The 12369-nt window shown below is 71.3% G+C and carries 18 protein-coding genes; 8 read left to right on the plus strand and 10 right to left on the minus strand.

Annotated elements, in window-relative coordinates; genetic code table 11:
• Positions 1 to 107: 107 nt before the first annotated feature.
• Positions 108 to 545, plus strand: a complete 438-nt coding sequence (locus tag ACFQUZ_RS10165; protein WP_377440715.1) for an Lrp/AsnC family transcriptional regulator — start codon at positions 108 to 110, stop codon at positions 543 to 545.
• 45 nt (positions 546 to 590) lie between these two features.
• On the opposite strand, the gene ACFQUZ_RS10170 is transcribed toward ACFQUZ_RS10165, so the two are convergent.
• The 3 genes from ACFQUZ_RS10170 to ACFQUZ_RS10180 are packed head-to-tail and all read right to left on the minus strand — an operon-like array spanning position 591 to position 1425.
• Positions 591 to 971: a hypothetical protein gene (locus ACFQUZ_RS10170; RefSeq protein WP_377440548.1), complete on the minus strand. Its 381-nt coding sequence runs from the start codon at positions 969 to 971 to the stop codon at positions 591 to 593.
• A complete protein-coding gene (locus tag ACFQUZ_RS10175) occupies positions 968 to 1147 on the minus strand; it encodes a hypothetical protein (protein WP_377440550.1) in 180 nt (59 codons plus the stop codon). The genes ACFQUZ_RS10170 and ACFQUZ_RS10175 overlap by 4 nt, the downstream gene beginning before the upstream one ends.
• A 38-nt stretch (positions 1148 to 1185) precedes the next feature.
• Positions 1186 to 1425 carry a hypothetical protein gene (locus ACFQUZ_RS10180; protein WP_377440552.1) on the minus strand — a complete coding sequence of 80 codons (240 nt, stop codon included), beginning with the start codon at positions 1423 to 1425 and terminating at the stop codon, positions 1186 to 1188.
• Between the two features lie 158 nt (positions 1426 to 1583).
• Between ACFQUZ_RS10180 and ACFQUZ_RS10185 the strand changes: the two genes are divergently transcribed.
• Complete coding sequence (locus ACFQUZ_RS10185) at positions 1584 to 2141, plus strand: NAD(P)H-dependent oxidoreductase (RefSeq protein WP_377440717.1); 558 nt, start codon at positions 1584 to 1586, stop codon at positions 2139 to 2141.
• A 48-nt stretch (positions 2142 to 2189) separates the two neighbouring features.
• Here the strand turns inward: ACFQUZ_RS10185 and ACFQUZ_RS10190 are convergent, their stop codons facing one another.
• Entirely contained in the window at positions 2190 to 2858 is a 669-nt protein-coding gene (locus tag ACFQUZ_RS10190; protein ID WP_377440553.1) for an MOSC domain-containing protein, read from the minus strand.
• Positions 2859 to 3019: 161 nt separating this feature from the next.
• On the minus strand, positions 3020 to 3745 hold the full coding sequence (locus tag ACFQUZ_RS10195; RefSeq protein ID WP_377440555.1) for a metalloregulator ArsR/SmtB family transcription factor: 726 nt from the start codon (positions 3743 to 3745) through the stop codon (positions 3020 to 3022).
• 67 nt (positions 3746 to 3812) lie between these two features.
• Between ACFQUZ_RS10195 and ACFQUZ_RS10200 the strand changes: the two genes are divergently transcribed.
• On the plus strand, positions 3813 to 4253 hold the full coding sequence (locus ACFQUZ_RS10200) for a DUF1579 family protein (protein WP_377440557.1): 441 nt from the start codon (positions 3813 to 3815) through the stop codon (positions 4251 to 4253).
• A 69-nt stretch (positions 4254 to 4322) separates the two neighbouring features.
• Positions 4323 to 5384 (plus strand): glutathione S-transferase family protein, encoded by a 1062-nt coding sequence (locus ACFQUZ_RS10205; RefSeq protein WP_377440559.1) that lies wholly within the window; start codon positions 4323 to 4325, stop codon positions 5382 to 5384.
• Positions 5385 to 5472: 88 nt separating this feature from the next.
• On the opposite strand, the gene ACFQUZ_RS10210 is transcribed toward ACFQUZ_RS10205, so the two are convergent.
• Both ACFQUZ_RS10210 and ACFQUZ_RS10215 read right to left on the minus strand, forming a co-directional pair.
• On the minus strand, positions 5473 to 6357 hold the full coding sequence (locus ACFQUZ_RS10210; RefSeq protein WP_377440561.1) for an alpha/beta hydrolase: 885 nt from the start codon (positions 6355 to 6357) through the stop codon (positions 5473 to 5475).
• 278 nt (positions 6358 to 6635) lie between these two features.
• The gene (locus tag ACFQUZ_RS10215) at positions 6636 to 7412 is read right to left on the minus strand and encodes a TIGR03089 family protein (RefSeq protein ID WP_377440563.1); all 777 of its coding nucleotides are present in this window, start codon (positions 7410 to 7412) and stop codon (positions 6636 to 6638) included.
• Between the two features lie 246 nt (positions 7413 to 7658).
• On the opposite strand from ACFQUZ_RS10215, the gene ACFQUZ_RS10220 reads away from it, so the two are divergent.
• A complete protein-coding gene (locus ACFQUZ_RS10220) occupies positions 7659 to 8081 on the plus strand; it encodes a DUF1801 domain-containing protein (RefSeq protein ID WP_377440565.1) in 423 nt (140 codons plus the stop codon).
• Between the two features lie 21 nt (positions 8082 to 8102).
• Here the strand turns inward: ACFQUZ_RS10220 and ACFQUZ_RS10225 are convergent, their stop codons facing one another.
• On the minus strand, positions 8103 to 9005 hold the full coding sequence (locus ACFQUZ_RS10225) for a sigma-70 family RNA polymerase sigma factor (protein ID WP_377440567.1): 903 nt from the start codon (positions 9003 to 9005) through the stop codon (positions 8103 to 8105).
• 82 nt (positions 9006 to 9087) lie between these two features.
• Between ACFQUZ_RS10225 and ACFQUZ_RS10230 the strand changes: the two genes are divergently transcribed.
• The 3 genes from ACFQUZ_RS10230 (at position 9088) to ACFQUZ_RS10240 (ending at position 10717) form a co-directional block, all read left to right on the plus strand.
• Positions 9088 to 9471, plus strand: coding sequence for a DoxX family protein (locus ACFQUZ_RS10230; protein ID WP_377440569.1), 384 nt, complete (start codon positions 9088 to 9090; stop codon positions 9469 to 9471).
• A gap of 108 nt (positions 9472 to 9579) precedes the next feature.
• Complete coding sequence (locus ACFQUZ_RS10235; protein ID WP_377440571.1) at positions 9580 to 10212, plus strand: maleylpyruvate isomerase family mycothiol-dependent enzyme; 633 nt, start codon at positions 9580 to 9582, stop codon at positions 10210 to 10212.
• A 61-nt stretch (positions 10213 to 10273) separates the two neighbouring features.
• Entirely contained in the window at positions 10274 to 10717 is a 444-nt protein-coding gene (locus ACFQUZ_RS10240; protein ID WP_377440573.1) for a protein-tyrosine phosphatase family protein, read from the plus strand.
• Between the two features lie 53 nt (positions 10718 to 10770).
• On the opposite strand, the gene ACFQUZ_RS10245 is transcribed toward ACFQUZ_RS10240, so the two are convergent.
• Both ACFQUZ_RS10245 and ACFQUZ_RS10250 read right to left on the minus strand, forming a co-directional pair.
• Positions 10771 to 11709 (minus strand): YcnI family protein, encoded by a 939-nt coding sequence (locus tag ACFQUZ_RS10245; protein WP_377440575.1) that lies wholly within the window; start codon positions 11707 to 11709, stop codon positions 10771 to 10773.
• Positions 11710 to 11878: 169 nt separating this feature from the next.
• Entirely contained in the window at positions 11879 to 12364 is a 486-nt protein-coding gene (locus ACFQUZ_RS10250; protein WP_377440577.1) for a hypothetical protein, read from the minus strand.
• Between the last annotated feature and the right edge of the window lie 5 nt (positions 12365 to 12369).

The raw sequence follows: 12369 nt of genomic DNA on the forward strand, positions 1-12369 counted from the left end.
GAAACCTGGACGAACGAGCCTCGGGAGCGCGCAGCGTGGACCAGCAGTCCGATCAGGCGGCGGATTTCCCCGACGACGCCGGACGAACGGCCAGGCGGCTCGACGAGGTGGACCGGCGGATCCTCAACGAGCTCACCAGGGACGGCCGGACGTCCATCCGGACCCTTGCCGAACGCATCCACATCTCCCGCTCCAACGCCTACGCCCGGGTGGAGCGCCTGCTGGCCGACGGAGTGATCACCGGCTTCCGGGCCCAGGTGGCGCCGGAACCCGCCGGCCTGATGACCTCCGCGTACGTCAGCCTCACCATCGAGCAGAACACCTGGCGCGAGGTGTCGGCACGGCTGCGACAGGTGCGCTACATCGAACACGCCGCGCTACTCGGCGGTGACCACGACGTGCTGGCCCTGGTCCGGGCGCCGGACAACGCGGCGCTGCGGCACCTGGTCCTCAACGAGGTCCAGGGCATCCCCGGGGTGATCTCGACCCGCACCTGGCTGGTCTTCGAGGAGTTCGACGGCGCCGACAGCCCCTGGTCGTCGTGACCGGTACGGGCGATCCGAGCGGTTCTGCGGGCGACGACGGACGAGTCAGATCTCGATTACCAGGGACGAGTCGTCGCCGTACCCGTCCGGTTCCGCGGTGAGCAGGTAGGCCCGATGGTCCACGGCCGCGAGCATCGCCACGGCCCGGGACATTCCGCCGAGCAACCGGGCGGCGCGGGCGACGTCCCGCCAGTCGGTCGGCGTCTCCAACCAGACGCCGTGCGAGTGCTGGGTCAGCATGCTCAGCGCGGGCCACTCGTCGAGATCAAGTCTCGTGGCGGCCTCGATCAGACACAGTTCCGGGACGGCGAAGCCGGCATGCTCGTCGGTGATCTCGGCGATGATCTCACCGACCGACAGGACCCCACGCCCGTAGGCGGCGACAGCGCTCGCGTCCAGCACCGCCCGGATGGGCAGGTCGCTCACGCGGCGGATCGGCCGTAGCGATCGTCGAGCCGCGCCCACGCGTCGGGAGTCATCCGCTGTTCCGCCGCGGCCAGCTTGGCCCGGGCACGGGCCTTCCCCTCGTCGGTGACGACGATGCCGGCGCTGGCCAGCATCCGTTCCGTTTCGTCCCGCACCTCAGGACCTGGCTGGGTCATGGGGCAAGCATACCGGCGGCCGGTGCATGAATCGCGGCCTAACGCCGCCGGGCGTCCCGCTCTCCGCCGGGAGTGTCGTCCTCGCCGGCGGCGTCCTTCTCGCCGGCGGCGGACCTCTTACCAGCCTCGAGAAATGCCAGGGCGAACGCCGTGCCGATCGCGATCCCGAAGGCCACACCGATGACATTGCGGAAGATGACCAAGCCCATCACCAGGCCGAGTAGCAAGCCGACGGGCCAGGCCCATGCCGCGTTGTCGTTCCGTTGATCACCTGGCATGCGGGGCGACATACCCAAAGCCCTCAAAGATCACCCAACATCGGGGATGGAGGGGTCTCCGGACGACCGGGAGGGCCCTTCATGCCCGATGTTGGGTGATCAAGGATCGGGGTCAGCCGGGATCGGTGTCCGCGGGCTATTCTCGGCCGGTGTCGATCATGATCGTTCTGGGTCATCCCCGGGCCGGCAGCTTCTGTCACGCGCTCAGCGACCAGGTGCGGACGACGCTGGCGGCGGCCAGTCTCCCGGTGACCGTGTACGACCTTTACGCGGAGGGCTTCGAGCCGGTACGCGGCGGCGACGCCCTCGTCGAGCGGCACCGCGACGAACTGGCACACGCCGACGGGCTCGTGGTCGTCCACCCGAACTGGTGGGGTAAGCCACCCGCGATCGTGGCCGGTTGGCTGGACCGGGTGATCGTGCCCGGCGTCGCCTACGAGCTTCCCGACGCCGCGGGCGAGCCGACCGGCCTGCTGCGGTTACGCGGTGCCGTGGTGCTGAACACCGGCGACACCCCGCTCGGCCGGGAACGGGACGTCTTCGGGGATCCGCTGGACGCCATCTGGCGCCGGTGCGTGCTGGACTTCTGCGGGGTGCCCCCGTCGTCGGTGCACCGGCGCCTGTTCGGTCCGCTGGCCAGCAGCACGGAACGGGACCGGGCGGCGTGGCTGGCCGAGGCGGCCGACCTGTGCGGGACCACCTTCGCCGAGCGCTGACGGGCCAGGCGCCACCCGGAGGGCGGGTGACCGGGCGGCGTCCGTGCCTCAGCCGGGCGGCTGGCGCAGCCGCCTACGGGCACCGGCCCTGATGTCCTCCGGCGCCTCGTCGGCCTCCAGCAGCCGGGGCAGCAGCTCCGGTTCGAGGGTCCAGGCCCGGAATGCCTCGGCCACGGTGACCCGCACCCGGGGCCGGTGGACGACGGTCACCTCGTCGCCGGCCCGGATCTCGCCCGATTCGACGATCCGCAGGTACGCACCGGGCCGGGCCTCCCGGGTGAATCGTTTGATCCACCGCGGTTCGGCCATCTTGTGCTGGAACGTGGCGCACGGGATGCGACCGAAGGTCACCTGGAGCACCACGTCATTGCCGATTCGCCAGCGTTCGCCGAGGGCCGCGCCGTTGACATCGACGCCGACGGTGGTGAGGTTCTCGCCGAACAAGCCGCCCGGTAGTTCGCGGCCCAGTTCGGCCTCCCACCAGTCGTAGTCCTCCCGGGCGTACGCGTACACGGCCTGGTCGTCGCCGCCGTGATGCGTGCGGTCGGAGATCTCGTCGCCGACCACGCCGCTGCCCAGTCCGCCGTGCTTGGGGCCGGGTGGGCGGACGGCGATCGGGCCGTCGACCGGTCGCTTGTGGATGCCGGTGATGCCGACTCCCTTGGCCGGGTTGGGCTGGGGCGCGGCGGCAAGGTTGGCCGAAAGGATCGTTCCCACGACCGAACCTTACGTCACGACGCGCCCATCACGAGACCCTCGATGGTGTGCTTCTGTGCGATCGGGGTCAGCCTGTCGACCACCGGGCAGCGCAGATGGTCCCGGACAAGGTAGCTCTGGCAGTTACACGTTGCAGAAGGCCGGCAACCCCTCAGTCCAGATCAGCCCACCGACCGTGTCGCGTCGCCGAGCCGGCGCAGCATGTGCAGCCAACCACCAGCGGTTTCACCGCCGAGCCGGCTCGGTAACCCGCTGTGCCGCAGGGTGAGCCGGGTGCCCCCGTTCTGTTCGGCCAGGACCACCTCGACCAGGGACGATCCGACGGGCAGATCGGGCGCTCCAGGGGTCGGCTCCCACCCGAAGGTGAACGCGACCAGCCGGTCGGGCACGAGGTCGACCACCTCGCCGCGCATGACCGGTCGCGGCCCCTCGTCCATCGCCACCCGCACGAGGCCGCCCGGCCGTGGATCGAACTCGGCCTCCCCCCACCAGTCGCGCAGGTGTTCGGGATCGGTGAGGTAGCGCCAGACCGTACCCGGTGGCGCGTCGATCCACACGGTCTGTTCGATCGTCATGGTCTCCGTCCGTCCGACCGCGTCCTCCGCGGCCCGCTTGAGGCGGCCGAGCCGAGCCGACCACATCCCGTCCAGGAACCGGGCGGCGTCGGCCAGCCCTTCGGGGCGCAGCCGGTAGAGCCGCCGGTTGCCGACCCGGCGGACGGTGATCAGCCCCGCCGCACCGAGCACCCGCAGATGTTGGGACACCGCCGGCCGACTGAGTTCCGGGAACCGGGCGGCGATCTCCCCCGCCGATGCCTCCTGCTCGCGTACCAGCAGCAGGATGGCGCGGCGGGTGGGGTCCGCCACCGCGCGCAACGTGGCATCCATGATCCGCGCCTTGCCCCCATGGCCTCGACGTGTAAGTGTGTAAGCGCAATCTTACACAGGAGGAACGATGGCACGAAGCACGACCCTGGCCCGCCTCGAACCGCTGGTCGGCACCTGGCGGTCCCGAGGGCGCACCATGCCGGGCCCGGACGACCCCGGCACCGAGATCGACGGCACGGATGCCTACGAGTGGTTCGGGGACGGCTTCCTCATGCATCGGGTGGACGTCCGGATGGGAGACGCGAAGATAGAGGTCATCGAGCTGATCGGGGACCACGACCCCGCCTCCGGCGGCTACCCGATGTACGCGTTCGACAGCCAGGGCGCCGTGGGCCGGATGCGGGCGACCGTGACCGACGACGGCGTCTGGACATTCGCCGACGACAGCACCCGGGCCACCCTGACGATCAAGGCGGACCGGAGCGCGATGGCGGCCCGATGGCAGCGACGGGACGCCGGCGGACCCTGGCGGCACTGGATGGACATGACCTTCCACAAGGTCGCCTGATCGACCACGTCGTGCCGCCGGTCGGCCGATCGGCGATGATGGAGCGGGCCGGAGATACGGAGGTTGGGCATGGCCAATGACACCAGTGACACCGAACGGGAGTCCTGGAAGACGGGCGGCAAGTACGTCGAGTCCGGTGGCGAGTTCACCCGCGACCAGCGTTACATCGCCACCCGGATCACCGCCGACGGGCGCGACGGTTACCCCGTCGAACCCGGCCGCTACCGGCTGGCGGTCAGCCGGGCCTGCCCCTGGGCGAACCGGCTGATCATCGTCCGGCGGCTCCTCGGGCTCGAGGACGTGATCTCCATGGCCGTGGCCGGGCCCACCCATGACGCGCGGAGCTGGACGTTCGACCTGGACGAGGGCGGTCGCGACCCGGTGCTGGGCATCGAGCGGTTGCAGGACGCCTACTTCGCCCGGTTCCCCGGCTACGACCGTGGCATCACCGTGCCGGCCATCGTCGACGTACCGACCGGGCAGGTGGTCACCAACGACTACGCCCAGATGAGCCTCGACCTGTCCACCGAGTGGACCGCGCACCACCGGGCCGGGGCGCCCGCGCTGTATCCGGAGCCGTTGCGCCACGAGATCGACCAGGTGAACAAGCTGGTGTTCCACGACGTCAACAACGGCGTGTACCGGTGCGGCTTCGCCGGCTCCCAGGAGGCGTACGAGAAGGCGTACCACCAGCTGTTCGACCGCCTCGACTGGCTCAGCGACCGGCTACGCGAGCAGCGCTACCTGGTCGGTGACACCATCACCGAGGCCGACGTCCGGCTGTTCACCACCCTCGTCCGGTTCGACCCGGTCTACCACGGCCATTTCAAGTGCAACCGGAGCAAGCTGGCCGAGATGCCGGTGCTGTGGGCGTACGCGCGGGACCTGTTCCAGACTCCCGGCTTCGGCGACACCATCGACTTCGACCACATCAAGCGGCACTACTACGAGGTACACAAGGACATCAACCCGACCGGCATCGTCCCGCTGGGTCCCGAACTGTCCGGCTGGTGGACGTCGCACGGACGGGAATCCCTCGGTGGGCGGCCGTTCGGCGATGGCACTCCGCCGCCACCGCCGCCACCGGCGGAGCAGGTGCCGGCAGCGCACGCGGCGCCGGCAACGCACTGAGGTCCGGCTCCGGCCGGGCGGCGCGGGGCGGGCGAGCCGGGCCACCGGCCGGGCGGGCCCTCGCCAGCCCCGCACCGCGGTCCGTTCGTCAGGGCCGGCCGGCCGGGTACGCCGCCAGCGTCCGGATCTGGTCGGCAACCGCGGTGACGCCCGGCTCGGTGAGCAGCACCGTGTAGTGGTTGGCGCCGGTCACCGGCAGCGTCGGCACCCGCGCGGTGTCGAGCCCGGTGGCGGCGATCCGGTCCGGGTCGTAGAAACCCTGCGGCTCGTTCATGAGACCCCGCTCGGCGTACACCAGCACGGCCGGGCAGCGTAGCCGGTGGATCGCCGTGGTGGTGCCCTCGTCCAGCAAGGTGTCGCGGGCGTCCTGCCGGATGGCGGCCAGCAGGCACGAGGACCGCAGCTCCGGTGGCGTACCGACCAGGTCAGCCAGCACGTAGCGCTCCAGGTCGGCGCTCCACCACGGTCCGAGCGCCGGGTGGGCCTTCCAGAAGTCCAGGTACGCCCACTCGTCGGGGAAGGTCATGCTGAGCCGTTGCATGGCTGGCCCGATCACCGCCGTCAGGATCTCGTCGATGTCGACGCCAATCGGGACCCGCAGTGCCAGGCCGCCGTCGACGAGCACCGTGGCGGCCACCCGCTCGGGGTGCCGGGTGGCCGCCAGCGCGGTGACGAAGGCGCCCATCGAGTGGCCGGCCAGCACCGCCCGGTCCACGTCCAGGTGGTCGAGCAGCGCGATCAGGTCGTCGGCGTGCCGGGCCAGGCCGTACGGTCCGGGCGCGGCGGCGCTGCCGGCCCGGCCGCGCAGGTCCGGGGCGACCAGGGTGACGGAGCCGGCGAGGGCGCGGGCGACGGGTGCCCAGGCCGCGCCGTTGGCCGTGATGCCGTGTGCGGCGAGCACCACCGGACCGTCGCCCGGCCAACGCCGGACGCGGAGGGTGCCACCGGGCACCGGTACGTCGAGTTCCTCCACCGTCGCCCCTTTCCACGAGTGGGGGCAGTCTAGGCAGGCCCGCCGGACCGGCCTGATGGTGGCCGGCCCCAGGTTTCCAGCGCCGGGCATGGCGGTTTCCGCCACCCGGCGCCGTTGGCGGCATGCCGGTGGGAACGTCCGGCCCGGGTGATCGGCAACAAAGCTGCGCTTGTTCCGGATGCCCGGCTGCTGAGTCGGCTGGAGTCGTCGGGTGACGCGGGGCTCCTGCCCACGCCACCCGGCGTACCCCGGCATGCCGGTGGGGACGCCGCCGAGCCTCAGAGAACCCGGGTGATCTGTTCGCGGGCCACCCGGGTGGCCACCGCGTCGGTGTCCAGATTGGCGCAGAGCACCACCGACGCTCCGACGGACAGTGGTGCCAACAGCCAGTACACGGGGTTCTCGTGCTCGGCCGCGTCGACAAGCACCCGGTCACCGCCGCGCAGTCCCTTGGCGTCGGCCAACTCCCGCGCCAGGTTCCCCCAATCCCGGTAGCTCGTACCGTCCACGGTGGCCGAGTCGTCGCGCCGGATCGGCGCGTACGCCGGCAGGCTGTCCGGATGGCGGCGGGCCTCGGTCAGGTAGTCGCGGTAGCCGGCCGGCGGGACGCCGGGCGGCGTGCCCGGCGCAGCCAGGTCCAGCACGAAACGATGCTCGGCGGCCGGTACGTCCTCCAACCAGTCATCGAGCCGCCGCCGCGACACGAAGGCCACGTCGAACGGTTCGTCGGTGCCCGGACCGACGTCCGGCAGACCGGCCAGGAACGACGCTCGCCCGTACACCGACACGCCCGCCGACCAGGCGCCCAGGATCACGCCAGCGGTCTGCCAGTGCGGCGGCAGCAGCACCGCCGCCCGGGCGCCGATGTCCAACCCGCAGCCGGCGTGCAGAAGCCCGGCGGTACGCGCGGCCCAGCCGGCCAACTGGGTCGCGGACAGCACGGTGCGTTCGCCGGTGGCGTCGTCGTAGTAGGTGAGTAGCGGCTGGTCGGCGGCGCCGACAGCCGCGTCGGTGAGCAGCGCCGGCACGTCCGCGGTCATGCTGCGGTGGTCCATGTGATCTCCTCGAGAGCCCGTTCCCGCACTGTACGAGGCCGGCCAGGCGCTGGCGAGGCCGCTCGGCGCGCCGGAACGGGCGCGCCGGCACTGGCCCCGCCATGGCCCCGGTGATTTCATGAGGGAGTCCGCGTCAACGGAACCCGGGTGTGCGGCGTCAGGTGAGCGGGCCACTGCGATCACGTGCTGGTCGGTGCGCACCGGTCGGGTTGTCGTGACCTGAAGAGCCCGAGGAGGAGAGATCTCGTGGGTGCTCAGCGCAAGCCAGACGGAAAGCTGCTCTCGGGAGGCAATCCCCAGATCCCCAAGGGCGAGGGAAACGGCCCGGTCCGTGACTACATCGCGGCCATGCCTGGTTGGAAGCGGGCGCTCGGGCGACGCCTCGATGATCTGATCGTCGCCACCGTCCCCGGGGTGCACAAGGCGGTGAAGTGGAACCAGCCGTTCTATGGCCACCAGGGCGACGGCTGGTTCCTGTCGTTCCGCTGCTACACCGCCTATGTCCAGGTGCAGTTTCTCAAGGGGGCGTCGTTGGACCCCGTACCGCCGAAACCCTCCAAGCACGGCGAGGTGCGCTACCTCGACATCCGTGAGAACGACGGCCTCGACGAGGAGCTTCTCCGGTCCTGGATCGCGCAGGCCAGCCGGTTGCCCGGGGAGAAGATGTGACGCGGCCCTGGGGGTGATCCGTCAACCAGGGCTGGTCTCGCCGTCCGTCGGCCCCGGCGGTGGGCACGGTGGCAGGTCCATGGTGGCGAGCCGGCGCGGGTCGACAAGCGCCACCACGTCGACGATCCGTCCATCACGGACGGTGCAGGCCATCACGCTGAGCGGAGCGCCGCTGCGGCTCCAGGTCATGACTCCGGGCATCCCGTTGACCAGGACACGCCGGGACACCACCGACGCCCTGACCCCACGCTCGGCCGCCGCGACCACCTCGGTGACCCCGAGCTTCACGGTGACCCCGCGTGCGGTGTAGGCACGCCAGGTGATGTCCGGGTCGAGCACCTGGAGGAGGGCGTCGAAGTCCCCCTCCCGGGCAGCCTTCAGGAACGCGTCGACCACTCGGCGTTGGCCCTGGCGACCATCGCTGGGAAGGGCGGCGCCCCGCACCTTCCGGCGGGCGCGGCTGGCCATCATCTTGGTCGCGTCGGTCGAGGCCCCGAGGATCTGGGCGATCTCCGCGAACGGCACCGCGAAGATGTCGTGCAGCACGAACGCCAGCCGTTCGTCCGGCCCCAGGGAGTCCAGCACCACCAGCAGCGCGAGCCCCACGGCGTCGTGGGTGGCCGCCGCCTCCTCGGGGGATTCGGCGTCCTCGCTGACGGTGAACTCCGGCAGGTCGGCCTCGATGGCCGTGACCGGTCGGGACCTCCGGGACCGGAGCATGTCTATGCAGACCCGGCCTGTCACGGTGGTCAGCCAACCCGGCAGATGGTTGATCGAATTCGGTTCCTGGACCGACAGGCGTAGCCACACCTCCTGCACGGCGTCCTCGGCGTCCGCTCGGGAACCGAGCATGCGGTGGGCCAGGGCGACCAACCGCTCCCGCTCGTCATCGAACGCGGCAGCCAGAGTCGAGTCCGGCGTCATGGCTGTCACCTTTCGTGGCTGGGATCCGACACGTCTACGACGCACCTCGGACAGCCGAGGTAACCAGACGTGAGGACGTGCCGTGAACACTGCGCTGTGGATCGTGACCGCCATTCTGGCGACCGGATTCACGATCGGCGGAATCAGTCAACTGACGATGACCAAGGAGAGGTACCGGTCGTACGGTCCCAGTCAGCACTGGGTCGATGACTTCGGCCGTGGGCACATCAAGGCGATCGGCATGATCAAGGTCATCGGCTCGGCCGGCCTGGTTCTGCCGGCTCTCCTGGACATAGCCGTCGTCCTCGTACCGCTGGCCGCCTGCGGCCTGATGCTGGTGATGGCCGGTGCGGGAACAACCCGGTTCCGCAGAAGCGAGTGGCACTACCTGCTCGGTGACCTGACGTTCATCGGACTGCTCGGGTTCGTCGCCTGGGGCCGGTTCGCGCTCGAACCCCTGGGCTGATCGCCGCCGATGGTCGTAGCACCCGCGCCAGGGACAGACCCCACGAACGGTCCGGCGAGCCAGAAACCATGCCGACGGGCACGAACCTCGACCGAAGGAGGACGCCACATGACGAGGCCTGACCTGATCGCCCTCGCCGAACAGGAGCGGGCCGAGCTCGCCGATCTGCTGCGGAGTCTCGATCCGCCGCAGTGGTCAACCGAGTCGCTGTGCGTCGGCTGGTCGGTCCGGGATGTCGCGGTCCACGTCGTCAGCTATGACGAACTGCCACCACCCGCTCTCGTGGCGTGCTTCCTACGCGGGCGGCTGCGGCTGCCCAGGATCAACGACATCGTCCTGCGGACATACGACGGGCTCGACACCGATCGGGTCGTCGACCTCGTGGCGCGCAACCTTCGACCCCGCGGGGTGACGTCGATGCTCGGGGGCGGCATCGCCCTCACCGACTGCACCATCCATCAGCAGGACATCCGCCGCGCCTTGGGACGGCCCCGGAGCATCCCCGCGGACCGGCTTCTCCCTGCCCTCCGCTTCGCCCTCCGGGCCCCCGCCCTGCCCGCGAAACGGAACGCCGCCGGACTGAAGCTCATCGCCACCGACGCGGAGTGGACCGCCGGCGAAGGCCCCGAGGTCGCCGGCCCGCTGGAAGGCTTGTTGATGGCCACGGCGGGGCGGCCCGATGCGCTGGCGGATCTCACAGGCGCCGGACTCGCCACTCTGAGTGCCCGGGTCAGCGCCTGACGGCGTCGTCCGGGTCGAGCACCGATGACACCACCGAACAGGGCACCGCTAGGCTCGGAGGGTGACGGAGTCATGGGAGCCTGCCGCCCCGGGCGTGTTGCGGTTACCGTCAGGCCGGTTGGTACGCGGCCGGGGGCTGCGCGACGGGTTGCCGGACGGGCCTATGCCAACCTTCGGTCTGTACCTGCTCGGTTCGGCGCCTCCGTCGGTGCCGTGGCACAGCGAGTGGCTACGCTGGCCGGACTTCCGGCTGCCCAGCGACCGGGACGCCGCGTACCGCGTGTTGAGCGACACCTGGGAACGCGCCGCCACCGACCGCGCCGAGATCGCGTGCGGCGGCGGTCGGGGGCGTACCGGCACCGCGCTTGCCTGCCTGGCGGTCCTCGACGGCGTGCCGCCCGGCGAGGCGGTGGCCTTCGTCCGGCGGCACTACCATCCGCGCGCCGTGGAGACCCCCTGGCAGCGTCGGTACGTCGCCCGCTTCCCGAGCGCGCTGCCCCGCTGACCCCCCGCCGCACCGGCGAAGGTGCGGTCAGGGCCAGCGGCTCGCCGGTGGCGTCACTCCCGCAGTCGCCAGGTGCTGCCGCCGCCGGTGAGCGCGCCGGTCGGGCGCTCACCGGCTGGTTCGCGCCCGGTCGACCCGTCGTCGCCCGCCGGGTCGTCCGGGTCGGTGCCGGCGTCGACAGCCGCCGCCGGAGCAGCATCGCCGTCGTTCGTCGCGGCATCCTCGGCCGTGCTGCCTTCCGCGGCCTCATCGTCCGTTCCATCGGGGCGGCGCCGTCGGAGCAGCAGGTATCCGCCGCCGACCGCGGCGCCGGCCACCAGGCCACCGCCCAGCGCCACGCCGATCTGGCCAGCCAGGCCGAGTCCGTCCGTCGGGAGGTCCTCCTCGGGCACCTGCTGGCCGGCCACGGCCCGATGGTCCATCGGACCTCCCGCCGACCCGTGCGCGCCGTGTCCGCCGCCGGGCTGGCCCGGCGTCAGCGTGATCACCGGGGCGGGGTGCGCGCCGCCCGGCGGGTCCGCCCAGGTGACTACCGTGCCGTCGGAGTACGTCTGGACCACCGGGAGCACCAGCCGGTCCGCGTCCGGCAGCGGTCCCAGCGAGATCCGCAGGTCGGTGACCCGGTTCGGCCCTGTCGGCGGTTCGGTACGGACCCAGGTGATGGACGAGACGATGTCGGTGACCGACGGCCGGTGCAGACCCGGCACCGGCTGGTTGGCCTTGCGGGAGGTGATGGTGGGCCCCCACCCGTCCACCGACATCGGAAAGACCTCGCCGACCGGGGTCTGCTCCGGGATGCGTACCTCGATCCGGGTGGTATGCGCGCCCGGCCGATCCTCGGTGACCCGCAGGGTCAGCGCGGCCGCGTCGCCACGGCTGCCCCGGTCCGGGCTCACCGACACGTCCGCCAGTGCGGGCCCGGCCCACATCAGCACACCGAGCAGCGCGACGCCGAGCGCCCCCAGCGCCCGGATCAGCACGGGAAGCACCACCAGATCTCCTCCCACGAGTCACCCACCGGTCCCCCGACACGGCTGTCCAGTTAAGGGTTCGGATCGGCGGGCGGAAAGGTTCAATGGGTCGGCCGTCTCTTTCCGACCGGCGGCCGCTGACGGTCACGCGCGAGGTCGGCTGACGGTCACGCGCAAGGGCCGCTGACGGTCACGCGCGAGGGCGGCCCGCTGCTCGGGCTGCGGTGTCGCGGAGCAGCCCGGGTGCCAGTCGGCGATGGATGGCGGACAACGGGGGCCACACGCCGTGGGCCAGGCGCCGGTCGTAGCGCAGGAAGGTCCCCAGCGTCACCCGTCCACCGGCGGTCGCCACGAGGAGTTGTGCGGTCAGGAACCAGGACGAGGCCTCGATCCGGATCCAGCCGTCGCCGCGGTCGCCGATCCGCCATCCGGCGACCGTGGACGGCGACGGTCCCCGGCTGAGTCGCAAGCCGAGCAGAACGCGCCAGATCAGCAACTCAGCGGCGCTGGGGACGTCGCCGAACATCGCCCGAGCCCACTGTTCCGGTGTCACGTCGACATCGGTGGCCAGGGTGAACTGGTCGGCGTAGTGGACGTCAGCCAGCGAGCAGAGTGCGCGGACGGACTCGGGGATGTTGTGCGGTCCCACGACACGCTCGACAAGGCCGATGGTCATCCCGC

The organism is Plantactinospora sp. GCM10030261 (assembly GCF_042666615.1).
Lineage (GTDB): Bacteria > Actinomycetota > Actinomycetes > Mycobacteriales > Micromonosporaceae > KBS50.